The organism is Pirellulaceae bacterium, from assembly GCA_019636385.1.
Lineage (GTDB): Bacteria > Planctomycetota > Planctomycetia > Pirellulales > Pirellulaceae > Aureliella.
Genome location: JAHBXT010000002.1, coordinates 1,314,300 through 1,339,366 on the forward strand (window position 1 = coordinate 1,314,300; position 25,067 = coordinate 1,339,366).

Annotated in this window: 21 protein-coding genes; 8 read left to right on the plus strand and 13 right to left on the minus strand. The window is 52.0% G+C overall.

The window, feature by feature from the left end; translation table 11 throughout:
- Positions 1-115: 115 nt before the first annotated feature.
- Together KF752_10440 and KF752_10445 are read left to right on the plus strand one after the other, a co-directional pair.
- Entirely contained in the window at positions 116-781 is a 666-nt protein-coding gene (locus tag KF752_10440) for a ParA family protein (GenBank protein ID MBX3421958.1), read from the plus strand.
- Complete coding sequence (locus tag KF752_10445) at positions 774-1,229, plus strand: hypothetical protein (GenBank protein ID MBX3421959.1); 456 nt, start codon at positions 774-776, stop codon at positions 1,227-1,229. Before KF752_10440 ends, KF752_10445 begins: the two co-directional genes overlap by 8 nt.
- A 115-nt stretch (positions 1,230-1,344) precedes the next feature.
- Here the strand turns inward: KF752_10445 and KF752_10450 are convergent, their stop codons facing one another.
- Together KF752_10450 and KF752_10455 are read right to left on the minus strand one after the other, a co-directional pair.
- Entirely contained in the window at positions 1,345-1,647 is a 303-nt protein-coding gene (locus tag KF752_10450; protein ID MBX3421960.1) for a type II toxin-antitoxin system RelE/ParE family toxin, read from the minus strand.
- Positions 1,644-1,862, minus strand: coding sequence for an addiction module protein (locus KF752_10455; GenBank protein MBX3421961.1), 219 nt, complete (start codon positions 1,860-1,862; stop codon positions 1,644-1,646). The genes KF752_10450 and KF752_10455 overlap by 4 nt, the downstream gene beginning before the upstream one ends.
- A 965-nt stretch (positions 1,863-2,827) precedes the next feature.
- On the opposite strand from KF752_10455, the gene KF752_10460 reads away from it, so the two are divergent.
- The 4 genes from KF752_10460 to KF752_10475 all read left to right on the plus strand — a co-directional run bounded on the left by KF752_10460 (position 2,828) and on the right by KF752_10475 (position 7,359).
- The gene (locus KF752_10460; GenBank protein ID MBX3421962.1) at positions 2,828-4,798 is read left to right on the plus strand and encodes a GNAT family N-acetyltransferase; all 1,971 of its coding nucleotides are present in this window, start codon (positions 2,828-2,830) and stop codon (positions 4,796-4,798) included.
- 4 nt (positions 4,799-4,802) lie between these two features.
- Positions 4,803-5,234, plus strand: coding sequence for an ASCH domain-containing protein (locus KF752_10465; protein ID MBX3421963.1), 432 nt, complete (start codon positions 4,803-4,805; stop codon positions 5,232-5,234).
- A 191-nt stretch (positions 5,235-5,425) separates the two neighbouring features.
- Positions 5,426-5,782, plus strand: coding sequence for a helix-turn-helix transcriptional regulator (locus tag KF752_10470; GenBank protein ID MBX3421964.1), 357 nt, complete (start codon positions 5,426-5,428; stop codon positions 5,780-5,782).
- Between the two features lie 32 nt (positions 5,783-5,814).
- Entirely contained in the window at positions 5,815-7,359 is a 1,545-nt protein-coding gene (locus KF752_10475; protein ID MBX3421965.1) for a hypothetical protein, read from the plus strand.
- Here KF752_10475 and KF752_10480 read toward each other — a convergent pair.
- From KF752_10480 to KF752_10490, 3 genes are read right to left on the minus strand one after another with little or no spacing between them, the layout of a single operon-like run.
- Positions 7,315-7,767 (minus strand): hypothetical protein, encoded by a 453-nt coding sequence (locus KF752_10480; GenBank protein ID MBX3421966.1) that lies wholly within the window; start codon positions 7,765-7,767, stop codon positions 7,315-7,317. The two genes, KF752_10475 and KF752_10480, sit on opposite strands and share 45 nt — an antisense overlap.
- Complete coding sequence (locus KF752_10485) at positions 7,760-9,337, minus strand: recombinase family protein (GenBank protein MBX3421967.1); 1,578 nt, start codon at positions 9,335-9,337, stop codon at positions 7,760-7,762. Before KF752_10485 ends, KF752_10480 begins: the two co-directional genes overlap by 8 nt.
- A complete protein-coding gene (locus KF752_10490) occupies positions 9,334-9,834 on the minus strand; it encodes a DUF2924 domain-containing protein (protein ID MBX3421968.1) in 501 nt (166 codons plus the stop codon). Before KF752_10490 ends, KF752_10485 begins: the two co-directional genes overlap by 4 nt.
- A gap of 555 nt (positions 9,835-10,389) precedes the next feature.
- Here KF752_10490 and KF752_10495 point away from each other — a divergent pair.
- A complete protein-coding gene (locus KF752_10495) occupies positions 10,390-11,319 on the plus strand; it encodes a hypothetical protein (protein MBX3421969.1) in 930 nt (309 codons plus the stop codon).
- A gap of 11 nt (positions 11,320-11,330) precedes the next feature.
- Here the strand turns inward: KF752_10495 and KF752_10500 are convergent, their stop codons facing one another.
- The 7 genes from KF752_10500 to KF752_10530 form a co-directional block, all read right to left on the minus strand.
- Positions 11,331-12,224 (minus strand): hypothetical protein, encoded by an 894-nt coding sequence (locus KF752_10500; GenBank protein MBX3421970.1) that lies wholly within the window; start codon positions 12,222-12,224, stop codon positions 11,331-11,333.
- Positions 12,221-13,510, minus strand: coding sequence for a hypothetical protein (locus KF752_10505; protein MBX3421971.1), 1,290 nt, complete (start codon positions 13,508-13,510; stop codon positions 12,221-12,223). The genes KF752_10500 and KF752_10505 overlap by 4 nt, the downstream gene beginning before the upstream one ends.
- The gene (locus KF752_10510; GenBank protein ID MBX3421972.1) at positions 13,510-14,658 is read right to left on the minus strand and encodes an ATP-binding domain-containing protein; all 1,149 of its coding nucleotides are present in this window, start codon (positions 14,656-14,658) and stop codon (positions 13,510-13,512) included. The genes KF752_10505 and KF752_10510 overlap by 1 nt, the downstream gene beginning before the upstream one ends.
- On the minus strand, positions 14,648-15,997 hold the full coding sequence (locus KF752_10515) for a protein kinase (GenBank protein MBX3421973.1): 1,350 nt from the start codon (positions 15,995-15,997) through the stop codon (positions 14,648-14,650). The genes KF752_10510 and KF752_10515 overlap by 11 nt, the downstream gene beginning before the upstream one ends.
- Before the next feature lie 850 nt (positions 15,998-16,847).
- Positions 16,848-20,027: a multidrug efflux RND transporter permease subunit gene (locus tag KF752_10520; GenBank protein ID MBX3421974.1), complete on the minus strand. Its 3,180-nt coding sequence runs from the start codon at positions 20,025-20,027 to the stop codon at positions 16,848-16,850.
- 83 nt (positions 20,028-20,110) lie between these two features.
- A complete protein-coding gene (locus tag KF752_10525; GenBank protein MBX3421975.1) occupies positions 20,111-21,187 on the minus strand; it encodes an efflux RND transporter periplasmic adaptor subunit in 1,077 nt (358 codons plus the stop codon).
- A gap of 206 nt (positions 21,188-21,393) precedes the next feature.
- Complete coding sequence (locus KF752_10530) at positions 21,394-22,044, minus strand: TetR/AcrR family transcriptional regulator (GenBank protein MBX3421976.1); 651 nt, start codon at positions 22,042-22,044, stop codon at positions 21,394-21,396.
- A 347-nt stretch (positions 22,045-22,391) separates the two neighbouring features.
- On the opposite strand from KF752_10530, the gene KF752_10535 reads away from it, so the two are divergent.
- A complete protein-coding gene (locus KF752_10535) occupies positions 22,392-24,014 on the plus strand; it encodes an efflux transporter outer membrane subunit (protein ID MBX3421977.1) in 1,623 nt (540 codons plus the stop codon).
- Between the two features lie 452 nt (positions 24,015-24,466).
- On the opposite strand, the gene KF752_10540 is transcribed toward KF752_10535, so the two are convergent.
- Complete coding sequence (locus KF752_10540) at positions 24,467-25,030, minus strand: hypothetical protein (GenBank protein MBX3421978.1); 564 nt, start codon at positions 25,028-25,030, stop codon at positions 24,467-24,469.
- Positions 25,031-25,067 lie beyond the last annotated feature (37 nt).

Consider the following 25,067-nt stretch of genomic DNA (forward strand, 5'->3'; position numbering starts at 1 on the left):
ATCACGCCTGAATCAGTCATGATTCAGGCAGTCTTGCAGTCAGTCGTGACTGAATCAGGCACTCAGGCAAGAATGCATCTTGCCTGATTCAGGAATCCGTGCGATTCCATTTCTCATGATGTACTTATTAGCCAATGAGAAGGGTGGAGTCGGCAAATCGACGTTAGCGACCTCGCTAGCGATCTATTTGCACGATCTGGGGAGAAGGGTTGCCGTTCTGGACACAGACAAGCAGATGCATACTGCCAGAGCGGTGGCCGAAGCCGAACCAACGATCAAGGTTGGCACTTTGTTCGATGCCAATCAGATACCAAAGACAATTCGGCAACTCGCCAAAGAGTATGACGACATTGTTGCGGACGCACCTGCAAAGCTAGAAGACGAGGCACGAGCGTTGATGGTGATGGCTGATGTGGCGATTTTCCCAATGGAGCCAACCATCAAATGTCTACGATCTACTCAATCATCTGTGGAAGTGCTGGAATTTGCACGAAACATAACCGGAGGCAATCCCAGGGAGGCTTGGCTCGTTCTAAACAAAGCGAAAACTCGCACGCGGATTTTTCGCGAGATCGAATTGCTGGCTCCAAAGTTGGGATTGAAAGTTGCAAAGACAGTCATTCGCGACTTGCAAGCATTTCCTGAAGCTGATCAGAAGGGGACTGTTGTCACGCGAATGGATTCTGATTCTGCTTCGATTATCAAAGCCAAAGAGGACATCAACAAATTGTTTCGCGAAATTGTGAAGGTAAAAAACTTAAGGAAGGTTGCAAATGGTTAAAGAAAGACGTTCAGCGGCTGACGCCTTAGCGCTGTCGCCTCAAATTGAAGAGTTTATCGCAAAGGGAATTACTCCCACAGTTGTTGAATCTCGATCTGAAAAAGTGGTTCAGATGAAAACAGATCCGGAAATCCGATCAGCGGAATCAGAGATTGAATCAGATCTGCCGAATACTGAATCACAGGAAACGTCAGGCCAAATCAAAAAGCCGAGTCGTCAACCCGAGCGACGAGTCGCAGCTCGATCTCAAACTTTCCAGACTCCCGATGAGATGCAGCGACTACTGGCCAAGGCCACAGTTCAGAAGACAGTGCGGTTTCAGCCCAAGTTGATCGCTCAGATGGAAGCATGGATTCGAGAACAAGAGGCGAGGGGAGAAAGCTCATTTTCCTTTCAGCAGATTCAGAACGAAGCCCTGAAACTCTGGCTGGAAAAGAATGCCGCTTGACGCAATTGCTTCAACAAGATTGGGGCAGATACCCGCCGGTTTTCACGATGCCTAGCAGCGCTGGTTAGCACCCAATATGCCGCGAACAAATGACAAAACCAAGTGTCCAAGATTGTCAATTTCGATTCTTGAGCAACCGCCTCAATTTGGACGGGTTTTGCCGTTGGTCCAAAATTGCCACAACGGTCAGTGATTGTTCATCGTCCATGCGGTAATAGATGCTGAACGGGAAAACTTGGCTTAGTGCCCGGTGAAAATTCGAAACAATTGGATGTGATCCCCCGGTCGTCCGCAGTCGTTCCGCGTCGTTCAAGAGACATGACTTGAAGTGGGCACCCGCCCCCAGTTCCTGGTACTCGTAGAACCAGTAGCCATCGACCAAATCCTGCTCGGCATCCGACGAGAGGTAAACATTCATGAGCCCAAATTTTCGAGCCGCTTCCTGACATCTTCCAAGCTGGAGACGGTCGCCTGGCCGCTTTCAAGACGGCGCTGCCGTTCTTCCAGAACTTCTCGGTGCCAGTCAGGCGAAGGTATCTTGTCAGGAAATTCGCGAAGAGATCCCCAGAGCTGCTCCATTGCTTCGAGCTTCTCAGCAACCGACATGCTTTCAACTGGAATCTGGTTACTCATAGTGGTCTCCTATCATTTCAGCCCTGATCTCCATTGTAGACCAATTTTTAGCTATCGACAAACCAATTGAAGCGACCTTGCGTGGCCGCTCTTAATTCTCTGGTATTCAGGAAATTAGTGTCTGCCAGAAGTTCAGACCGAAAGCCACACCGGGCTTTTACTTGGCCATCTACTTTAGCACCCAAGAAGTCACTTTCCTTGCCGAGTACTTGGCCTATGATAAGGCACTAGGCGAACACTGAGTCTAGAGCCTTCTTCTGTGAATCTTGGAACAGGTGCCTATAGCGACGACGTTGTTCGTCAGTCTGGTGGCCGACCCAGGTGTCGATAGCCATACGAATCCTTCATTGATTAAAACGTCAAGCGATCCAAACGACTGACGCACAAAAAGTGCGATTGGCAGGGGCTGGCCTACGGCTTCCACCGTGCAAATTCCTAGCGTAGGCATCCCATCCGCCAGTCCATGACCGTTGTCCTGAGTGATTCCATCCAGGCCAAGCCACTGCCAATCGCGAATGCTATCATCCCGATGGCTGTGACACGTTAGGTGACAGCTCCTACGAATCGGGAAATATATTTGAACTTTGCTTCCGCTGACAGCGACTCGGGAAAGATGCGGCTCTGGGCCGTCATTTCCGCGTACCACGGGGTATTCCTACAGATAGAGCCTAGGCAGTCCAAAAAAAACGGCCTGGAATTCAACGTCTTGACGGGTGAACCTGTAACCCGGCAGGGAGAGTGCAACGATTAATTACCCAGCCAATGCAAAGCCAGAGCCAACTCGCCTACAATGAGGCCTTCGAATTCCCCCCAATGCTAGCCACTCTGCAACGCGAGGCCGAGTTATCGACGACACAACCATCTCGTACGCATCATCGCAGAAAGAACTCGAAGGAATCACATCGATTTATCGACAGAATAAACGCGAGCTGGGATTTCTTCCGGAGGGTGCATTTAAAGAGCGCTTGGCGAAACGCCAAATACTTGTAGCCAAGAGTGGTGGAGGTATTGTGGGATACGTTCTGTTCTCCGTAAATCAAAAGAGCGAAATCAGGATTGCCCACTTGGCTGTGTCCAGCGAATCCAGAGGAAAAGGAATTAGCCGACTACTGATAAACCAGTTGCGGTCAGACTATTCGGAAAATGCTCGCATTCGTCTCAATTGCAGGGCTGACTATGTGGCAGCACAAGTCTGGCATAGTCTAGGGTTCGTGGTAGGTAAACGGATGCCTGGTAAGAAACTCGATGGAAGCGAGCTCATAGGCTACACCTTAACACTAAACGATACGCCGTTGTTCGAGCTTTCCCCCAGCCTTCCAGAGCAGCCATTGATCGTGTGCGACGCAAACGTCTGCATTGACATTCGATACCCAAGCCGGCCAAGACATGAAAGCGCCTCAGGGTTGCTTGCCGATTGGTTGGCGGATCAAATATCGATTGCGGTTACAGAAGAAGTCTTCAATGATTTGGATCGACAAGACGAGCCGATGAGAAGTGAGATGATTTCATCAATCCGCACGTCGTGGAATGTCATCTCCTCCGATATTGACGCAGCTGAGCGACACCGAGATGCACTACGTGAAATATTTGGCGACCCAAAAGACCCAAGCGAGATTTCAGACCAACGGCATCTAGCGATTGCCGCATCACGAAATGCTGCCGCGTTTGCAACCTACGACGAGGAACTTCTAAAGAAGGCCCCTGACATTCTAGGTAGCCTTGGCCTTCGGGTGCAGCGGCCCTCAGAGATCATTTCGGAACTTGACTCAGTTGTTCGAGTAGGTATCTATCAATATCGCGAAATGCGAAACACAGGCATCGAGCGACATCGAGTAAAATCGATCAATGAACTCGATCTCGCGGAGTTTGCGAAAGAAAAACAGGGAGAAAGTCGGCGCGTACTTGCGGCGATGATCGACGGAGCACTCAGCCTTCCGGATCGTTTTGAGGTCGCTCACATTCGCGATGCAAATCAACAGTCTTTGGCTATGATTCTGACTGAAATCAAGAGTGCTAGCGAGAAGAGTCTTCGCATCTTTCGCGTAACTCGCAGGCTCGCAGGCACAAGACTTGGTAATGTCATCTCTGAATTGCTCGCGTATTTGCCACTTGGAACAGCAAACTCTCCCAAAGGTACAATCCTGAAAATTGAAGATCCGCACGTGGAGCCGTCACTTCTTGCGGCATGCTTGCGTCGTGGGTTCCAAATTGCCGATCAACAATACATCAGAGCGATGCTACCGGGAGTGTGGGATCATAAGTCGTTTCTGGAAGTGATAAATGAAATCACTGACGCAAATGGCCTACCTGCGGTGTTGTTTGCAGGCATCCTTGGCCTCGCGGACGCAGCTGCAGGCGGTTGTCAAACTAGTACGCAGCGGCTTGAGGCCTTGATCCATCCTGGAAAATTAGCATTCGGTAAGCTGCCAACCTACGTTGTTCCAATTCAACCCGAATGGGCGCAGGAATTATTCGACTTTCGCATCTGGAGTCGTCCGCTACTTTCGATGGACACTCGCTTGGTAATCAACCCTGATTCCGTGTATTACAAGAGACCCAAGAATAGTCCGAAAGGCGATAACGCGCGCATCCTTTGGTACGTGAGTGGCAGCAAACAGCGCGGAGGCGGTTGCATTCGAGCATGCTCGGTGATGACCAAAGGTGTCACGGGTACCGTCAAAGATCTGTATCGAGAGTATCAGCGACTTGGAGTTTTCGAATGGCGGCACCTCATGGATCACTTTGGGAACCCCGATACACTCGCTTTCGCCATGGAATTCACGAATACCGAGCTGTTCCCACGGACAATTTCGCTGGACGAGCTAAACGCAATTTTGATAGAAGATGGGATGAAACGCCAGCAATTCATCTCAGCATTGGAGATAAGCCAAGCGGCATTCGAAACGATTTATCTGCAAGCCTCACGACTGGATTAAGAAAATGCTGTTTTTATCGATACATCCGCGGTATGTCCAAGCAATTTTGGATGGGCAAAAGTTGGTGGAGTTGAGGAAGCGAGTACCGCGAGCCGAGGTAGGTTCCCAACTAGCGATCTATGCATCAATGCCAACATGCGCCGTTGTTGCAACTGCCATTATCGAACGCATTGAGGCAGCTGAGCCAGAGCAATTGTGGAAGAATGTACGAAAGCTTGCAGCAGTAACCCGTGCAGAATTTGATGATTACTTTCGTAACCATACGTTAGCCGTCGGCATCCACTTCTCGCAGGTAAAGGTCTTTGAAAAGCCAATTACTCTCGTTGAGTTGCGAGAAGCTTGGCAGACATTTCATCCACCGCAACAATTTCGTTACCTCAGTCTCGACCAACAGAAATCCATTTCGAGCAGACCGGTTGAACGAGTGCTCTCTTAAGCTGCCGCTGGGGACACGTCAATTTCAGCCTATCGCCGTCGCTTCATCCTCGCAGTTTCCACATCAAACACATAGTCGCTGATCGATCCATTCTTGATTCGCTCGACAACCTCTTCCACCACCGGCAGTGTTGCCTGCAAGCTGCTACAATCGTACAATGCTAGCCTCACTGGAACAAGCAGGGAATGAAGATGAACAAGTTCGGCGACCGAATTCGTGAACTCCGCAAAGCAAAAGGCTATTCCCTCCGCCAACTGGCTCCGTTGGTCGGCGTCGGGTTTTCGTATCTGAGCAAAGTCGAGAACGACAAACTCGACTTCGAGGGCACGGCGTCCGAGTCGCTGATTCACCGCCTTGCGGACGTCCTGGAGGCGGACGAAGAGGAGCTATTGCTACTCGCCCACCATGTCCCCAAGCGTATTGCTGACCGGATCATTGAGCAGCCTGGAGTGTTTCGTGCGCTGGCATCCCTGAATGCAGAAGAACTGGAACGAATTGCCGAGAAAGCAGAGACCTACAGTCGGTCATCACGTACGCACGTCAGGTAGTCGTATCGCAGCGCGGAGCAGGGATCAACTTTATGCTTGATCAGAATCAGGACGGCTCACATCACGTAACTTTGAACAGTATTCGGTTTCGAGACTGTCCACTGTACCCAAAAACAGAAGGTTGGTTGAAATGGACTGCCACGGAAGGAGTCGAGTTAGAATTCACTTTCCATGATCTCTTTCGCGTCGAACAATCTGCATATTATCGACCGACCGAAGAAATGCCTTGCGGCGTCGGTCGATTCGTCACAGTAGATCTTTCCCTACCGGACTGGACTGCACTTACGATTGACGGAACAGAAGTTCGGATCTACGGATTCCTGGGCAAACCGGTATCGACTCAAACCAATCACAACGGTCGCTTGACTTGCAGTAGCGGCTTTTCGGGTTCTTGCGCATCGGTTGCTGTTGATATTCCGACAAAACGAAAACTTGCTTTTCGCAATGGCACAGATTCGTTCGCATATAGGATGTTCTTTATAGGGCATGTTGGAAACTGCTTTCACCAATCGGAGTCAGTTGATTTCCACGATCTGGATGGTAGCTCGATTTCCACAGGGCGGTCTCGCATTCTGTTATCCAATTCACCAAAGATCGAGCTCTATGGCGCGAACGGTCTCGTTACCACGAGACCCGCATCTTGGGTCTCATACGGGCGCTCGCCAGTAGCTTCTGAAACAGATTGGGTTGGACATGAAGAGCGATCGTTTATCAGTTTTTTGAATGGTGATATGGTCGCGTTTCCGTTTGCGGACACGTTTTTAAATGACGATTTAATCACCCGAACATACTTTGGGCCGGTGCGATGCCGGCAATCCAATAACGAAGAAAACGAGCCGTTGCATGCGCCGCTTCCCATGTTTGGTGTCGAGCGATTTGAATTCGGACACGAAGTTCTAGAACGCCTGCCAAAGCTGTACGAAGAGTTCAAGAAGAATTCGGAGTTAGTTGACTTTGTGGGAATTTTACATCCGATCTGGACAGCGTTACACGGCGTCCTCGATGACCGACTTGCTCTAGCGTCTCTTAGTATCGAAAGGCTGGCAAGCATCTGGACGAAATCGAGGATGCAGATTCGCCCCGAGTTGGATTGCAACACGAGTCAGATATGGTCCAACAGACCATTGTTGAAGGGCATCCGACGTGAGTTGCTTACTGCAGTCCAGGAATTAGTGAGCCAAACGCTCGTCTCTAGGCTACGTACTCATTTAGAATCATCCGACTTGACAGGAATTGACGAGGCAGCATTGTTTGAATTGAGTGGTGTGCTGGAAGCAAGGCTGTCAAATCTAACTGGAGCACCGAACTCTGCGAAACTGCAACTACCATTTCAGGAGGTTGGCTTGTTACTCAACTCAAACGAAGTTTCCGCAATAAAACAGCGCAATGCGGCGTTACATGGCAGCGATCAAGGTGCAACATCATTGGCTGTTCGAGATGAAGGTAATCGAGTGTTCGATACGTTGCGGGTTCTCGTAAACAAATTCATCTTGAAATTGTGTGGCTATGACGGCCCATACGTCGACTACTCATCACGTCCTGATTCTGGAAACTTTGCTATTGAGCGAATGCGATAGAATCAAGTCATGCCACAGCTCTCGTTGTTGAATCCAACTGAATTGTCCAGTGATTAATTGAGCGGTCTTAAGCTGTACGGCCTCCTGAATTCTGCGGCTAGGCTCTGAATTATCAAGTAGCTGCTCCTGGATCTCTGGCGCGAGTAGCCGCAAGTTCATGATCTGCGTCACGCGTGCTCTGGTCACGTGCCCGAGGCGGGCGAGGTCGGCGTAGTCGGTGACGACGTGTTGCCGAATGAGGTCCTCGAAGTGGATCGCGAGTGCCATGTATCGCGAGATGCGAGGGATGCGTTCGAGCGCTGACTTGGACTCGTCCGATGGGGCTGCCCCTTCGACGATTCGCTTCTTGGCTCCACGGCCGCGTTGCTTTATTGAGAACTGAAAGTCGACGCTTACTGGCTTATTCATGATGCGTCTCCACGAGTTCAGGACGGTTCTCCATGGCGATCGTCTTGATGCCATCAGGATGGAAGGTGATGGTCACGCGACCGGTCGCTCCGTCGTAATCGATCTGCTTGACGATCAACTGTACGATCCTTGATTGCTCTCGGACTGTAAGCGATTCCCAGATTGGTTCGAAGCTGGTCAATGCGTTGACCACATCTTCGCGGGTTAGCGTCTGGGCCTGCATCGCCGTCAGCTTCGCGGTAACGATCGCATGCCGATGTTCGGCGCGCCGAAGACTCTCGTGCCAGTCAGCCAATTGCTCCAGAGAGGTTGCGTCGGGCGAGCCTGGCTTAATCTTGGGAGCGGCAACGCGGATGGCTTCGTTCCAGTACTCCAGTTCTTTCACAAGCTCGTCCCGTTCGGCCACAAGTGCCCCCAGTTCGCGCTCGGATTGGATCTTGGTTTGCTCCACCACCTCGTCGACGAGCGCCGCGTCGTGGCCAACGTGGCGTATCTTGTCAACGACAAACTTCTCGATCTCGGCAACCGGCACGGACTTCGACTTGCAGTTCTTCCAGCCACGCTTCTGGGCCTTCATGCAAACATAGTAACGGTAGCGTTTCGATCCGTTCTTGGTCGTGTGCGTCGGCGTCATCGAACAGTCGCAGCATGCACATCGAAGGATTCCTTTGAGCATCGCACCGAATTTGTTTCTCGCCTCAACGCCGCCAGTTCGGCCGTTGCGACTCAGAAGCGATTGAACCTTCTGCCAGACGTCCGTTGAGATGATCGCGTCGTGTTCTCCTTCGTTCACTTCGTCTTTGTAGACCAGCTTGCCGATGTAGGTGACATTGGTGAGGAGCCGGAACAGCGTCGCCTTGGTAAACGGCGAGCCGCCCCGAAGAGTTCCCTTTTTCGTTTTCCATGACTTATTGTTCCAGCCACGGTTGTCGAGCTCAGCGATGGTCGCCATGATCGATTCACGTTCCAAGTACAGGTCGTAGATCGCCCTGACTCTATTGGCCTCGACCTCATTGATTCGAAGCTTGCCACCTTGAGGCTCGATGTCGTAGCCCAGCAGCGGCATGCCACCAGACCATTTGCCTTTGCGTCGCGCGGCAGCGATTTTGTCGCGGGTGCGTTCAGAGATCAGCTCGCGTTCGAACTGAGCAAATGACAACAGCACGTTGAGCATCAACCGGCCCATGGAGTTGGTTGTGTTGAATTGCTGCGTCACGCTGACGAACGCGACCTGGTTGCGTTCGAAGACTTCGAGCATGCGAGCGAAGTCCATCAGCGAGCGGCTCAGACGGTCGACCTTGTAGACGACCACGCAGTTCACCTTGCCTGCTTCGATGTCTGCCAGCAATTGCTTGAGCGCCGGACGATCCATGTTGCCACCGGTAAATCCACCGTCGTCATAGCGATCGGGAAGGCAGTGCCAGCCTTCCTGTGTTTGGCTTTTGATGTACGCTTCGGCGCATTCGCGTTGAGCGTCAAGCGAATTAAACTCCTTGTCGAGCCCTTCGTCTGTGGACTTGCGGGTGTAGATCGCACAGTTCAACTGGCGATTGATGTTGGCCTTGTTCATTTGTCACCGCCTTTTTTGTTGAGCTTGAAGAAGTGGTATCCGTTGCAGTGCTGGCCCGTGATCTTCTTGGCCACAGCGCTGAGCGTCTTGTAGATGGCTCCCTCGTATTCGAAGCCGTTATCCAGAACGAGCACCACGATTTTCTCGCCTTTGTAGACTCGCTCGATCTCTGATCTCGGCGGCGGGAGACGATTGTTCTCTTCTGGCTGGACGAAACCCGTCACGGTGTCGCCCGTCGCCTTCGGGGCTGGCTTGATGGCTTTGGGGGCAGTCGTCCGGATGTCGGTACCGCGAGCAAGTTCAGCGGCGCGACGCCTGGCCCGCTGTGAAATGTCACCTTCGATGTTGGCCTGCATCTTCCAAGCGATGCGTTTGACAAGCCACTGCTTGTTGCGAGTGTTGGTCGGCTCGCCCCACGTCTCTTCGAATTTCTCTCGCAGCTGCCCCACTGTCATGCGTTGGAGCAGAGCGACCTCTTTGTCGATGTCGATTTGCACTGATTTCTCCCGGAAATACGGACTCACTGGTCGTTAACCACGTTGGTCACAGAGAGCACGCTTTCCGAAGAAACCTCAAGGCAAGCTGTTGGCAATTCCGCTGGATCGTCGTCGATTTCTGAATCCAGGATCGCCATACGCGATTTCATCCGAACGATGCCGGCCGCAAGAATCGCAGCGATTTCCGATCGCCGAGCCGGCGCGGACAGTGAAGAAGGGGGAACAGACGAGAGCAACTCGCACCTCCATGCTCAACACCGCTATAATTGGCGGCTCGAAGACAGACACTCGCAGCCACAACAGCCGCGTCTATCTGTAGGAATACCCGGTGCGGGTTCGAAATGACGGATTAGGGTGCGGAAGAAATCTTAGAAAGTGCATTAGCTTTCAAGGGACTATTGGAACGGGAAAGAATCGGGGCAATGTCCACTTATGCCAAATCGACGGGATGATTTCAGCAAGGATACGAAAGATACGCTTGCAGCTCGGGTATGCATGCGGTGTTCACGTTGTAAGTCACCAACCGCTGGCCCCGCGACGGAAGCCGACGGCAGAGTGATGATTGGAGTTGCGGCACACATTTGTGCTGCGTCGCCTGGCGGCCCCCGCTTCGATGCTAGCCAAACGAAAGAGCAGCGCAGATCGATCGAGAATGGCATTTGGTTGTGCACGGGATGTGCAAAACTGATAGACGATGACGAAGTTCGATTTCCTGTCCAAGAACTATTGAGGCTGAAAGAAGAAGCAGAGAGGCGAGCGCGAGATGAACTCGCGTTGCCACCCGAGCGAACTGAAAAGCTCAATTGGCAGTCTTTGCAGCTAAGTAAGATTGCGACTTACGCAGCCCCTATTCGACTTCCGACTCAAAACGACAAGAAAGGAATTGACAAAGAGGTATTTGAGAAGTTTAGCGATCAGTTTAACCAGCTTGTTTCATATGCATTCGGCCACGCTTGTGTTACAACACCGTACGATGATTTCGTTTACGTACTTTCAATTGAAAGGGACAGTCGAGATTGCCAACCAGGATATATTCCATTTGTTTTGTCATTGCATTGTCATGTGACTGCATTCATCTGGGCCTTCGAGCAACTAGCGAAGGTCTTTTTTGAAGGAACGGCCAGCAGTGTACCGCATCAGCTTCGCTCGCTGCCTGGTGATCAAGCAGTGGATGTACATCCACAGTTTGAGCGTTTCGTCCCTCATCGAATACACCGAACAGGCGCGACTAAGATTTCGATTCAGCATCTTGCTGAGCGGCCAATCCCTCTTGATAACGGCGCTAATACGAGTGTTCTGCTGCGTATCTTGGCAGTTACCTTAAACTCGAACCTCTTGATTTGGGACAATGCGGACTCAAGCCCCGATTGGGAGAAGGTCGTAGGTATGCTTGCGAAGATCTCAGACGCCAATCGCTTCAAATGGGATGACTTCGAAATCGATCGAAACGATCCCGAAAAGTGGAATTACGTGGGTGATCGTTGATAGACAATTTTTCAATCGTTCGTGTTATCGCAGAAACCCGGCAGGAGCCATGCGAGACAAATTGCAGCGTTGTGAACTGCGGCGAAATTCTGAGAATATTTGCGATTACCAACCTCTTCGTTAAAAAATCCTACTCGATTGGCAATCCCCGCAATGAATAAAAATGGATTGTTGAGGCTAAGTCTCACGAGCCCGAGTGTCGTATCCATGGATAAGGTATATGATCCGCTCGCCACAACCGCGAATCGCTCTAATGCAGCACTATCCCATTTCTTGTATTCTTTGTTATTCGAAACATTCACTACTCCAACGGAAACGCTTGTGGGACTCGCAAAGAGCTTCGGAACTACCGCCGCACCGTTTCTCGCACTTAAAAACCTCAGCTCCGCATCGTTGATGCGTTCTTGATTAATTGAACCTATCAAAATCTCACCCGACGACGAGCCGATTATGCTATTCAGCTTATCGGAAATCGACGCTGTGGGAGAACCTTTGTCGTACTCTTTTGCGTCCGTGACAAAGACCTTGCAGCCAACGACAACACTTCCCGCAAAGTCTGCGTTAGGACTCGCTGCCGTACCAAAAGCAATTACTATACTTCCGGGATCTATATGTCGCTCTTTCAGAAGTTGAATTGCAGTAAGCTTTTCTGCGGTATACGAAGTGTCCCTACCTTCAGGAATCAAATCCTCTATACACCACACATCGATTCTGGTGCTGTCGAACTGAAGCCGCAATCGGGGCTTCTCCTTAGTAGCCGCATGCGGTGGCGTATAATCTAGAACCTTAAAAACAAAGGGACAAGCAGAGAATTCAGGCTTTATGCTCCTGCAGTGCTGCAAGACAGCCATCAAAGGCGTAACCTCCCACCATTTGTTCGCAATGACTACTACTGTCGCCTTCAATTTTTCTTCTTTCGGCTTGTCTTTGACGTTCGAGGGTTGATGTCATTGGTAGAGGAGGTCGTGGGAGTCGCTGCCTTTCTTTCAAAGACATCACGGAGTTGAGTAAGCAATTGTTCGAATAGACGCTTATCGTCTATGGTTGCTATGGGCAGGCCGCTATGCTCTGTGGTGGGTGCACGTAATCGAAAAGAAGAGCAAACTCCCGGTTCAATTTCAACATTAACAAAGCGAGCGCCAATCCCCACCCACTCTGGAATTTGAGAGTCTGGCTTCATAATGACTTCTAGTTCATCAAGAGTAATGTCCGGCTTTAGTCTAAGCTGAGACCGCAGGTCACCCTCCAACTGAAATAGAAGTCGCTCAATTACTTTGGAGGCTGGCTCATTGGCAAGCATGCCGCTAAGAAAGGCATACCAAAGCAAAATACGAGGCTCTGAGTTCGTCATGTCACCGAGGACATCAAAGTGCGTAAGAGGTGCAGATGACATTTTCGAAGCTACGGTAGCGGCCCAGAAGCAATCAACTGGATTGTCGAATCTTGTTGTGCGGATAAACCTCTCGAGCTCAACAACGAAATCCTCACGACGGCCTCTTGGATTTACTAAAACACCAAACGCCCTGTCATCAAACAGTTTGCCTTGCGAGCCCTCAGAAATTGCAGCCGCAATCGCCTCCACTGACATAGCCTTCTCTAAAGAAGCTGATTCTGCCATCAAAAAAAATGGCGACCAGATATTCTTCAGCGTATTTGAGTTCATTCGGCGCGGGTTTAACTGAAGAAGATGCTGAGTTCTTGACCATCTAGCAAGTAGGTTATTGAGGCAATACTCACCCAGAAGGAGTGCATTGGTTGCAGCGTAGCCAAACGTGCTCCTGAGAGATAACAAGTTAGGCGAAGCTTGTCCTTTGGCCATGCGCCATTCGTAAAATAGTTCACCGACCGTAAGGCAAAAGAGTCCTCGCAAGAAGCGTTGTGGAATTGCCGTTTGGCGAGTTCTTTCTAGCCTGTCGATTTGATCTCGCGAGAGGATGCGAATGTTTGATGAAAGTGGTGACCACTGAGGCAAGTAAGTACTCGACCAGGCAAAAAACTCTTGGATATTGGGAGTTTCAATTATTAAAGTATCAGGAAAAGATTGCGAGTTATCCACATCATGATAAATTGCGACGACTTCTTCGTGTGGTATTTCTTTGGCTGAATCGATAACTCGCCCGTGAGCAGCCGGAGAGAGTTGCCGCGAAAACAGTCTCAGCAATACGTTGCGCTCGCCACTAACTATGATCATTATTCGTCACCCCCAAAAGCCAGATTGATTGAGGGCAGAGTTTCTGGTGGCGAGACTGACAGAATGGCACTCTTCACGAATGGTGGTATGGGATCGCCATAGATCGCCAATGACGTCTTGGCACGAGTTGCAAGGGTGAAAATTAGGTTGCGCTGCAGGGGAAATCGCTTTAGAGAATCCATCATCGCACCGTGTACCGCTCGAAATTCAAGTCCTTTACAACCATGCATCGTGGTTAGACAAATTGGAATATTCATGTCAAACGTCGAGTAACCGTCAGCCGACGATTGTTTAACAACCATCCCTGCAAGCGCCGTCTTCGACAACGCGTCGCCCATGCGATCGACATCGGAGTTTCGAGGGCAAATTACTGCGAGCATTTCACCCGGAAATGCTTTAGTTTGAATTTGAAGCTGTTTCACTATGGCTGCAACTTGCCCATCGAAATCTAATTCTTTCCATTCGAAAAAACTTGGTAAGCTATCCTCGGGATATCTGCAGGTGGGAAGCGTCCTTTCGTAGGAAGCCATTCCTTTGCCAATTGAATCTGCTATTCGGCAAATCTGAACTCCGTTTCGATAGTGGTAACGAAGTCGATGGACTGCACATGCCGATTGCAAACTTGAAACGCCTGAACCGCCCGTGTAAAGCTGTTGCCTTGAATCCGCAACTGCAAAGATACGGTTCGATAAGCTCCGAAACACATCGATTTCTTCGGGTAGAAAGTCTTGTGCCTCATCCAGGAATATCGCATCATAAGGTGGATAATCCAGGCTTGCTCGTAGTGCGCGTGCTCTCTCAACGAGTTCTCGCCTAACTTGATCGAAAGGGACATCGACGTCCGGGGCTGCGTGCCCATACTCTCTAAGAAGATCGTAAAAGCATCTCGAACTTGTCTTTAGCTTATCGACGTCAAAATTGTATTGATCGGACCCGCGAGCAAGAAACTCACGCAGCGTTCTTCCAAGCACTACGACGAGAATGTTGGGCGTGACTTTTGAGACGTAGTTGGCTCGCAACAGCAGTAGATTTGTCTTCCCACTACCGGGAGGTCCAAGTATCAAATGATCTTGGTCAAGCGGTAAGTTGAGAATTCCTCCTTGCTCGGCATCTAGCTTCGTCAAATTGAGCCACCATTCATTGTTCATTGGCTTGCCTTAATATTTGCATTAAGTCCCTCGCTAATTCTTCACGAACAGAAATCGAGAATTGCTCAAGAACGAAAACGCCCTCGTAGAATGTTCTAAATGCCTGCTCGTCAATATGAGGTGGAAGTTGACCGAGTGAGGTAGACATAGAGCAAGTACAAGACCGTGAACTAGCGTCAGTGATTTCTGTCGAGATTACGGAACACACAGAGCTAGGAAGCCGAGGGGCTCCATACTCAATTTCGACCACCAAAATCGACCTTGTCTCCGATTCTAAGTCTTCACGTCTTGCGATTGTATAGTTTGGAAACACTAGCTCTTTTCCCGACATGAAGGACCGGATCGCTAGCTCGACTTCATGTGCAATCTCTGTGAATGTCCGTTTGAGACGATGTTTAGACTCGGCTCCTTCTGGGAAGTTCAATGTTCTGGCTTCTGTTCTGTGCAAAGTTCCTAAAAGCTCTTCTAGTTGCGACAGTTGATCGCCAATAGACGGAGTGTTTAGGAATCGCTCCCAGCTGACAAGAGAAAGTCGTTTAATTGGGTCCTTGTGCATGCAATCCAGAGAAAGCTTAACGAGATCTGTCGGCGCATCGGCAGAGTCAATGCTTGGTGGGACTTCACGAATCGCTCTTAGCAATGCATCGCCCTGAAGTTCCGCAAATGGTGCCTTCCAAGTCAGCATCTCATACAGCGTTGCGCCTAGTTGGTAAAAAGTTACAGCAAGCCAGCCTTGTTCATCTAATTGCACCATGTTGTCCAACAGTTCGGGAGGAGCGTATTCTTTGGTGCCTCTGATGTGAACAGAAAGTTGATCCGTAATTGTCGCGCCAGTTACAGGTCGAACCAGACCTAGATCCAGGAGCGTAACGTGAAAATCTTCCATTCGGACGGCAACATTGGCGGGCTTGATGTCTCGATGAACCTGTTGCATGTCCGCATGCATGAAGAGTGCAGCCTTAGCGATCTGCTGAATAACTGCACGAATTTTCTCGCGTGGCAAATCTTGAACAACCTCTTCTAGGGTTGGTGCTGCAACGAACTCCATCGTCAAATAGTGATAGCCTCGGTGCACACCAGCACAGTAAGTCCTTACAAGATTTGGGTGAACCAAGTGACTTTTTTCGACCTGCCGATCAATCCGCTCCTTCTCGGCATTCGATTTCTGAAACAGCTCTTGCGCGTAGATTTTGATCGCAGCTTGATTGCCGCCATTTGTACCAATCAGAACTACGCTTGTACCGCCCTTAGCATGTAGCCCCTCGATGGTGAAACCGTCTAGTTTTTCGCCTTGGAAATCCTTCGCAATTCGTTGTGCTAGATCATCCGTCATTAACATCTGTGTCTACCGAACTGCGTTTCTAGTGCTTGCACTGACCATTTGCCCATAAACCTTCCAATTATTGTATCGCCTGAATGCTTCCGCCATCTGCCAAGCACAATGAGAACTAGCTTTCGATGGTCGCCAGAGGGGCATTAGAGTCATAGACTGCGAATCACGCAACAAAGGTTCGAAACCGTTCTCGCCCGGACTTCGAACGAGAACTCTTTGTTAACTCTGGAGGCCCCCGAAAAGAGAGAGTCAGAGAGTTCGAGTCCGATTTTTCGCACCGGCGGGTGCAACCTTGAAGGTTGCGTTCGAGAGTCGGAAATCTCTTTGCAAACAGAGAGCGCGGCGGTTTGGGCCGGCGAACCGCGAAAAGCGTAGGAAACCCGCGAATAAGTGGGTAGAAACGAAAAACGCCCGGCGATCGATCTCTCGACGCCGGGCGTTAAGTCTTTTGGTCGCCAAAGTTAGAACTTTGACGAAAGCTCCCCGTGCGCAACCCTCTTCGTAACAATACTCTCTGCGCTCGAAATTCGTAAAGCCTTGCAACGCAAGGATTTACGAAGTTCGAGACCCGTTCGGTTATGTTGTGGGTGAAACGCCTTCGAACCTCCGCAGTTATCAAAAACCCACCATTGATGGGATTTCACATGCCGGCGAGTCTAAACCTTCCGCGCGGCGGAAGCAATTCCTATTTTATCATTAACACATCCATTACACCCACAAAACCCGCTGATCAGGTGGCGCAGTTCATTATGTTCAGGAATCCCCCCAGGATGATCGCGATGTTAGAGTTTTTAATGTCTGGGAGCGTGCAAGTCAGCACGCTGCCGCAGCGCAAAAGCTATTAATTACGGTTAGGTTAGGGCGTGTGCCTGTCTGGATTGGGCGCGGCTGATGGCAGAAGTTCATCTGTTTTTCGGAAATCGGATTCAGCATGACTTTCAGTCGGTTTTCGCCATTCACTCAAATGCTGCATGACAACGTAGAAGAGAGGTACGAAGAAAACGGCCAAAATCGTAGAAGTTAGCATTCCGCCGACCACCGCCGTTCCCAAGGACTGCTGGCTGGCGGCGCCGGCTCCTTGGGCTCTGACCAGCGGCATCACACCGAGAATAAATGCGAATGAGGTCATCAAGATCGGACGGAAACGCAGACGAGAGGCCTCGATTGCCGCTTCCCGAATACTTCGACCGTGCATTCGCAATTCTCGTGCGAACTCGACGATGAGAATCGCATTCTTGCTGGCTAGCGCAATAATCAAGACCGTTCCTATCTGGGTGTACACATTGTTGTCCATCCCACGAAACGAAACTGCGGCCACGATACCAAGCATTCCAATCGGAACAACGAGAATCACGGCAAAGGGGAGAATCCAGCTCTCGTATTGGGCGGCGAGGACGAGGTAAACGAGCAACACGGCAAGGGCGAACACTGCGAACGCTTGCCCGCCTACCAGTTTTTCCTGATAGGCCATTCCCGTCCAGTCGAATCCCATCGTGTTTGGAAGCACATCACGGGCAACCTTCTCCATCGCCTGAAGCGCTTCGCCGGAACTTCGTCCCGGAGCCGACGATCCGATAATCGAAGCGGTCGGATAAAGATTGTACCTGTTAATCACTTGTGGCCCAAAGGCTTCGTCGATGGTAAGCACTGATCCAATCGGAATCATTTGCCCGTTGGCGTTACGCACGCGCAGGCGATATATGTCGTCAGCCGAATTGCGGAATTGCGGCTCAGCTTGAAGACGGACCTGATAGGTGCGACCAAACTTGTTAAAATCGTTGGCATAAAACGATCCGAGATTTGCCTGCAGGGTGCTGAATACGTCATCGAGGTCCAAGTCCAGCTTTTGTGCTTTTACCCGATCCACATCAGCGAACAATTGTGGGACACCCGCACGAAACGTCGTCTGCATGGGTCCGAGCTCGGGCCGACTTTGTGCGGTCTGGATAATCTCTTGAAGTCGTTGGAACAATTCTTCTCGGCCCACGCCGGCGCGGTCTTCGATCTGGATCTGAAAACCGCCTGAACTCCCCAGCCCTCGGATTGCAGGTGGGACGATCGGGAAAACCACGGCCTCGTGAAGTTGTCCCATCTCCTGTCGCAGCCTGGCGACAATCGCCTCTTGCTTGAGTTTCGAGTCATGACGTTCGCCCCAGTCCTTGAAAACGGCGAAGGCCGTCGCGGCATTAGGGGCGGTCGTACCATCCAGAATCGAAAGCCCGCCGAGAACGAGCCAATTGTCAATCGCCGGCTCATTCGCAAACACTTTGTCCAGCTTGTCCACTACCGCCCTGGTCCGTTCCTGCGATGCACCGTCGGGCAGTTGAACGCTCACTAAAACATATCCCTGGTCCTCTGTCGGTAGGAATCCGGTTGGCAGAGAGAAATACCACCAGCCGGTGCCAGCTATCAGCCCGAAAAACAGTAGCATCCCTAAGAAGGCCACCCGCAGGAACTGGCCAAGAAAAAACACATAGAGGCGCTCCACCCAGCCATAGACTCGATTGAATGCCCGAACGAAAAGATTGCGTTTTTCTGGCAACGGACGCAGATAGGTCGCACACTGCACCGGCTTCAGCGTCAAGGCGTTAATCGCGCTGAGGATGGCAGTCGCAGCAATTGTTAGTGCGAACTGTCGGTAGAGTTGCCCGGTAATGCCGCCGAGAAAGGCAGCAGGAAGAAATACGGCCGTAAGAACTAGCGTGATGCTAATGACCGGCCCCGTCATTTCTTCCATCGCCTTGATAGCAGCGTCGCGCGGCTTGAGCCCTCGCTCGACATGGTGCGCCGCGTTCTCCACGATGACAATGGCGTCATCGACGACGATCCCAATCGCCAGCACCAAGCCGAACAAGGTTAGGAAGTTGATCGTGAAGCCCAAAAGCGGCATAACAGCGAACGCGCCGACGATCGTCACCGGAACGGTTGTGGCGGGTACCAGCACTGCACGCCAGTCGTGCAAAAAGACGAGGATTACCAGTAGGACGAGGACGCCAGCTTCGATCAAGGTATGGTACACTCCCTCGACGCCCGCCTCGACAAACTTGGTAGTATCGAAGGGAATGTTGTAGTCCAAACCAACTGGAAAATCCTGCTTGAGTCGCTCGATGGACTCGCGAACATTCTCCGCTACTTCCAGAGCATTCGCGCCGGGTAACTGGTAAATAAGAATACTCACGGCCGGGGTGCCGGATCGGACACTAAAGGAATCGTACGATTGGCTTCCCAGTTCGACGCGGGCGATGTCGCGGAGGTATGTAACTCGTCCTTGCTGCTTCTTGACGACAATCTCTTCAAATTGTTCAGCATCGCTGAGCCGGCCGATCGCTGTCACGGGGAGCTGAAGCAACTGATTTTCCGGTGCGGGAGCCTGCCCAATCTGGCCAGCAGCCACCTGGACGTTCTGGTCGCGCAAAGCGGAGATCACGTCCTGAGTAGTTAAATTGCGTGCGCTGAGTCTCTCGGGATCGAGCCAGACCCGCATGCTATAGTCCGTTCCCCCTCGAACAACCACATCACCTACTCCTGAAACACGGCTCAGCTCATCGCGCAAACGCAGGGTCGAATAGTTCGCCATGAAAAGGCTGTCGAATGTCTCGTCTGGAGAAACAAGCGAGATTACTAGGATGATGTCGGTTGATTGTTTCTTGACAGAGATACCCTGGCGGCGTACTTCCTCCGGTAGAAGTGGCTCGGCGATCGCGACGCGGTTTTGAACCAGTACTTGGGCGGTGTCAAGGTCGACGCCGATGTCAAACGTGACAGTTAGCGCGTAAGAACCGTCTGCCGAGCAGTTGGACGACATGTACAACATACCTTCAACACCGTTGACCTGCTGCTCGATAGGTGCGGCGACGGTTTCCGCGACGACACGGGCGTTGGCCCCTGGATACACAGTTGTGACCTGCACGGTCGGTGGAGTGATCTTGGGATACTGTTCCACCGGCAGGTTGAACATCGCAACGACGCCAAGGATTACCATAATGATGGCAATGACATTCGCGAAAACGGGGCGGTCGATGAAGAATTTGGACAGCATAGGTTTACCTTAGAATTCTATTGCATCCACAAAGCGGAACGCTGTAAGCCAAGTTCGAAGGCGCAAAGCGAGGACTTGGGTCACTGAACATCCCGCCGTGACGCTTTGGTGGGTGCCGCAACTTTCACAACCTCTTCTGGCTGCACTAACTCCGGTGCTACCTTGGCGCCAGGACGTGCTTTTTGCAGGCCACTCACGATGACCCGATCGGTGGCGGTCAATCCTTGGCGAATCGACAGGTATCCTCTGTGCTCCATGTTTATTTCGATCTGCACGGGGCGTTGTTCCACGGTGTTGTTGGCATCGACGACGAGTACGTAGCGGCCACGCTGGTCTGCGGCGAGTGCGGTTTCGGGAACGAGCAGGCGCGTCCTTGGCAGACCGACTGGAACCTGAATGCGAGCGAACAAGCCGGGGACGAGTTTCCTGTCCGAATTAGGAAGCGTCCCGCGAACGAGAACAGTTCCGGTTTCTGATTCGACGCGGTTTTCCCGGAAGTTAATAATGCCAGCGTGCGGAAAACCCGTTTCTGATTCCAATCCGATCCCCAGCGGCGCTCGCATCAGCGACCAGTTCGAAGATTGCGCCTCGTCCGTTTGCTGGAAACGCAGGAGATCCCGTTCGGGAATCTCGAAATCTACGTAAATGGGGTCCATCTTCACGATGGTTGTTAATAGGGTTGGCTCGTTGTATCCGACCAGGTTTCCCACTGTCACGAGCGTCCTTCCCACACGGCCTGAAATCGGTGCGTAAATCTTGGTGTAACTCAAATTGAATTCCGCTTGCTTGAGTGCTGCACGAGCTTTTTCCCGTTCCGCCTTGGTCACCGCCAGTTTGTTCTGCTTCGATTCCCATGTTTCTCTGGAAGTCGCTTTCTGTTCATATAGTTCCGAAGATCGCTTCGCTTCAGACTCAGCAAGCTTCAACTCTTGCTCGAGGCCCGTTATGTCGGCCGCCTTTTCATCTGCTGCTGCCTGATACTCGCTGGGATCAAGTTCGTAGAGCAATGTTCCCTGTTCAATTTCGGCTCCTTCTTGGAAGTGGATCTTCTGCAAGACGCCGCGCACCCGCGCACGGATGGAGACCGTCGCGACAGCTTCAAGATGCCCTGTATATTCGCGTGTCTCGGCTAAAGAGCGCTCTACCGGGTGGCTCACGAGTGCTTTTGGTGGAGGTGGTGCTGCAGCCGAAGTTCCCGGGGGGCTCTCGCCCCTCTGGCATCCGGCAAGAATGAACAAGGCTCCTGCTAGTAGCCCCATCCATCGAACATCAAAGGTACAGTTACAGACTACGGGCGTTGGTGCGTCTGTCGGAACGTATTCAGTTTGGCGAGTGATTGGCGAAATTGTCCTGGCGAATCGGCTCATCGCTTCCTCTCCCAATAAATTCGTTCGGAATCAGAAAGGATGCCGTAGAAAACGATTTCCACGATATCGTCGGCCTGTTCACGCAAGGATCTCTGCCGGCCGGCGACGTGGTTTGTGAACATAGTTCCATATACAAGGTCGCTGATAACCGATGTGATGCGTTGAACGGGCATCGAGCGCACGCGCCCCGCATCAATCAGCGACCTGTACAACTGCTGCCAACGCTCGAGGTTCTTCTCGCGGTGCTCAATGTAGGTAGGTTTCTTGCGATCGCGGAACAGAGCGCGTTCCTGGATCAGGAGCTCGGCGAATTCAGGATGTTGGTCGAAAAATCCAAGGAACGCTTCAATCGCTGCGACAATCTGCTCCAGAGGATCGTCGCGAGTGCCTATCGCGGCGTCGAGGTATTCGCGAAGTCGGCCCATGGCGCGATCAGCTGCTGCCAGAAATAGCTCCCGCTTGCTGGGAAAATACCGATACAAAGTTCCTTTTCCAATATTTACGCGATCAGCCAGCTCTTGGGTGTCGGTGCCAGCGAATCCTCGCTCTGCAAAGAGCGTTGCGGCGACGTGAAGGATCTCATCAGTGCGTCGCTCCCAAAGTTCTTCGTCAACGGGTCGTACTCGGGTGTTTTTGATGGTGCTCACGGAAATCTCCTGGCTGACTAGAATCCTCTGACTGACTGGTCCGTCCACAGGGTAGCATCGCACCGGCAGAATTTCAAGACTGACTGGTCCGTCGTGTTATAAGGGATGGCCCGACGCATTAAATCCCTCGCGGGATGTCCTTGAAATCGGAATATCCGTTGCAACCATCACAGCGGCGAAATGGTCGCTCCGACAGCACGGTTTGTATCAAGTAGCACGAGGATTTCGCCGATGAGCATTTTGCGGACTGGCTGGTCCGCGAATTATGTCGTCTCGCGTAGGCCTTTTCGGTTCGATAGGGCTCTGGACGAGCGAATAGGTTTTATGGGTCACGGAGGACCGAAAAGATGGCTGAAGCTTCACGGCGACTTGCCGCCCTCGCGTCAGCATGCCTGCTGACACTCGTCTGCGCGAGCGGCTGCACAGGGGTTCGCGAATACTATCGCAACGGCTTCAAGGTGGGCCCCAATTACAAGCGGCCCGCCGCGCCAGTGGCCGATGAATGGATCGACTCGCAGAGCTCGCGTGTTTCCAGCGAGTCTGGTGACTACCGCACTTGGTGGACCGTCTTCAACGATCCGGTGCTCGACCGCCTTATCCAGACGGCTTACTCTCAGAATATCACACTGCGCGAAGCAGGTTTTCGTGTGGCGGAATCCCAGGCCAGGCGCGGAGTGGTGGCAGGCAATCTCTTTCCGCAGACTCAGGAGGTATTCGCGGATTACACGCGCACGCAGCGCAGCCAGCAAACGGCTTTGTTCCCAACTATTCCTGCCGGTTCACCGTTCGCGAATTTGGCTGCGCCGCAATTCAGCAACTGGCGCGTGGGAAGTAGCCTCAGCTGGGAGCTGGACTTTTGGGGCAGATATCGCCGCGCTATCGAGGGTGCCGACGCGCGTCTAGACGCCTCAGTGGAAGAATTCGATGACGCGATAGTCGTTCTCATCGGAGAGGTGGCGACGACCTATGTGGAACTGCGAGCGCTGGAGCAACGTCTCGAAGTTGCGCGTGAGAATGCCACTCTACAAAATGAAAGTGTTCGCGTAGCTCAGGCTCGCCTGGACGCGAAAGCCGCCGACAGTGAACTGGACACCCCGCAGGCGAAGGCGAATCTGGGCAATACCTTGGCGGCTATTGAGGCCTTTGAGATTCAGCGTCGACAGGCTCAAAACCGATTGGCAGTACTGATGGGCATGCCCCCTCACGACCTATCGTACATGCTCGATGGCCCGGCTTCGATTCCAAGCGCTTCCGATGTCGTCACCGCTGGCGTACCCGCAGAATTGATCTGGCGACGTCCCGATGTGCGACGTGCTGAACGATTGGTTGCTGCACAGAGCGCGGAAATCGGAATCGCTCAATCTGAACTTTATCCCCACATGTCAATCAACGGCATGATGGCATGGGAGGCCGAACGTTTTAGTGATGTCTTCAATGGCGGCGCTTTCGGGGGGACCGTAGGGCCATCTTTGCGATGGAACGTGCTCAACTATGGGCGACTGTTGAACAACATTCGCGTTCAGGATGCAAGGTTCCAGCAATTGGTAGCCAGCTACCAGCAAACAGTTCTCCAAGCCAATGAGGAAGCGGAAAACGCCATCGTCGCTTATCTGCACTTCACCGATCAGATCAAGGTGCGGGAAGAGAGTGCCCGCCAGGCGAGCGAGGCGGAGCGTGTGGCGCAGGTCAAATACCAGGAGGGCGAAATCGACTTCAATCGCCTATTCACCGTTCAGCAGTTGCTCCTCAACCAACAAGAGTTACTGGCGGTCGCCCGCGGTAACGCTGCACAAAGCCTCGTCGATCTCTACCGCGCAATGGGTGGCGGGTGGGAAATTCGGCTTAATCCCTCGATGGCTAGCGCCTCCTCATCTGGATTGCCCGAAGATCTGCCAGTTCCGCCCAGCCCTGAGATCCCTGAGATACAGCCCCTACCACAACCAGTTACCGACGACATGGAGGATATGTAAGAATGAAATCTGAATCGAGAATAAAACGCGGCTGGATTCTTACAGTAAGCGTGCGAATGCTGATGGTTGCGATCGCCTTGACAGCGGGGCTAGCGACAGTTCACGCCGACGAAGCATCCTGCGATGCAATGGCTCCATCGAGCAATGTAGGTTGGGGAGTTGGCATCTGGTCATTGTGTTGCCCCGATGACTACGTCCGCAAACCATCGCCGTGCGTCACTCCTATTGCGTGTCGCTGTGCCGACAGGTACTGCAGCAAACCGGGCGTCGTGTTGCCGTGCCCTCAAAAACAATGCAGCCCTGACAATTACTGTCCCAAGCCTGCTCCTTCGCTTTGCCGCCCGACTGCCAACGAATGGTACAAGTGCGTTAGACTGCCGCTCTGTCATTGGCTGTACCCTACGGCATGCTCTGGTAAAAACCAGTAGGTTGCTTGCCATTTTTTGCGCACGTCAATGTTCGACAGTGCGGTGAAGTTCGACGGGCAAAGTATCGGCCGGCGAGAGTGCTGGCACCTGTGGCTTGTCAACGGGCTTATAGACCAGCACGAGCGACGCACCGACGACTGCCAGGATCAAGCCGGCAAAGAATCGCCAGTCTGGCAAGGTTTTGGTGGGATGAAAGTAATAGATCGTCGCCAAAGTGTTGATAATCGGGGCTCCCCCAAACACGAGAGGTGCCACAAAGATTGCAGCTCCCGGACCAGCCTTGGTTGCGGCGAAGATCACGCATAACGCACCCATTGCGCCAGCCATCCCTGCGGCCAACCCCCAGAGCGAGGCGTGCAGGTGAAAATTCGGCACGGTACCGGGCTTTACGGTTGGATCGGACTTAGCCACGAAGATGAAGAAGGCCGGTATCAGCACCGCGACGACGAAGTAGGCTGCACCGACGAACATGAACGCACGCAGGTTGCTTTTTAACTCGAACGCGGCCCGGTGGACAACTGGAACGTAGACGCCCCAGGATAAGGCTGCCCCGGCAACGAATGACAGCACGACGAACCACTTCGACATTGATTTGATCTCCTGCGGTGGGATTTTTGAACAGCCT

Coding starts and splice junctions, on each gene's coding strand:
- KF752_10440 (MBX3421958.1), top strand. CDS start 116: ATGATGTACTTATTAGCCAATGAGAAGGGTGGAGTCGGCAAATCGACG.
- KF752_10445 (MBX3421959.1), top strand. CDS start 774: ATGGTTAAAGAAAGACGTTCAGCGGCTGACGCCTTAGCGCTGTCGCCT.
- KF752_10450 (MBX3421960.1), bottom strand. CDS start 1,647: ATGAATGTTTACCTCTCGTCGGATGCCGAGCAGGATTTGGTCGATGGC.
- KF752_10455 (MBX3421961.1), bottom strand. CDS start 1,862: ATGAGTAACCAGATTCCAGTTGAAAGCATGTCGGTTGCTGAGAAGCTC.
- KF752_10465 (MBX3421963.1), top strand. CDS start 4,803: ATGCTGTTTTTATCGATACATCCGCGGTATGTCCAAGCAATTTTGGAT.
- KF752_10470 (MBX3421964.1), top strand. CDS start 5,426: ATGAACAAGTTCGGCGACCGAATTCGTGAACTCCGCAAAGCAAAAGGC.
- KF752_10475 (MBX3421965.1), top strand. CDS start 5,815: ATGCTTGATCAGAATCAGGACGGCTCACATCACGTAACTTTGAACAGT.
- KF752_10480 (MBX3421966.1), bottom strand. CDS start 7,767: ATGAATAAGCCAGTAAGCGTCGACTTTCAGTTCTCAATAAAGCAACGC.
- KF752_10485 (MBX3421967.1), bottom strand. CDS start 9,337: ATGAACAAGGCCAACATCAATCGCCAGTTGAACTGTGCGATCTACACC.
- KF752_10505 (MBX3421971.1), bottom strand. CDS start 13,510: ATGATCATAGTTAGTGGCGAGCGCAACGTATTGCTGAGACTGTTTTCG.
- KF752_10510 (MBX3421972.1), bottom strand. CDS start 14,658: ATGAACAATGAATGGTGGCTCAATTTGACGAAGCTAGATGCCGAGCAA.
- KF752_10515 (MBX3421973.1), bottom strand. CDS start 15,997: ATGTTAATGACGGATGATCTAGCACAACGAATTGCGAAGGATTTCCAA.
- KF752_10535 (MBX3421977.1), top strand. CDS start 22,392: ATGGCTGAAGCTTCACGGCGACTTGCCGCCCTCGCGTCAGCATGCCTG.
- KF752_10540 (MBX3421978.1), bottom strand. CDS start 25,030: ATGTCGAAGTGGTTCGTCGTGCTGTCATTCGTTGCCGGGGCAGCCTTA.